Source organism: Vibrio sp. 1978 (assembly GCF_033344345.1).
In genome coordinates this window covers 1-540 of sequence record NZ_JAWPOP010000912.1, presented here as the reverse complement: position 1 = coordinate 540, position 540 = coordinate 1, and the positions used below count along the sequence as shown (strand labels likewise).

The window sequence follows — 540 nt, the reverse complement described above, 5'->3', positions numbered from 1 at the left end:
CGCATGTCGAGTGCCGCGTATTCCGGTCTTTGACAAACGGCCATCGCGACTTCTGCTGCTTCTTGAGGTGGGTAACCATACACTCCGCAAGAAATCGCAGGCAGCGCCACACTTTGGCAGTGGTTGGCGAGCGCGAGATCCAGCGAACGTTGATATGCAGATTCCAACACCGCTTTTGGATCGGCGAATTTATCGTAAATCGGGCCAACGGCATGAATGACGTAACGCGCGTTTAAATTGCCAGCCTCAGTAATGCGTGCGTCACCAAACGGGCATCGAATACCGTCGACATCATCAACGGCATAACACGCATTGATAAGCGCAGGCCCTGCTGCGCGATGAATGGCACCATCGACGCCACCTCCGCCGAGCATTCTCGGGTTTGCTGCATTCACGATGGCATCGACATGTGCGGTGGTGATGTCGCCTTGGACTAACGAGATCGCGTTCATTTTTTTGAGCCTTCTACAATGATGAGAAACAAATGGTCAGTAACACAGTTAAGTGTAGCTTACTCATCAATCACTTGAGGTTTTAACT

General features: G+C 51.5%; 1 protein-coding gene. It reads right to left on the bottom strand.

The genetic code is table 11. The features are described 5' to 3' along the window. The coding region (locus R8N49_RS29830; RefSeq protein ID WP_318190793.1) for a macro domain-containing protein at positions 1–452 on the bottom strand (452 nt) is incomplete at its 3' end. Positions 453–540 lie beyond the last annotated feature (88 nt).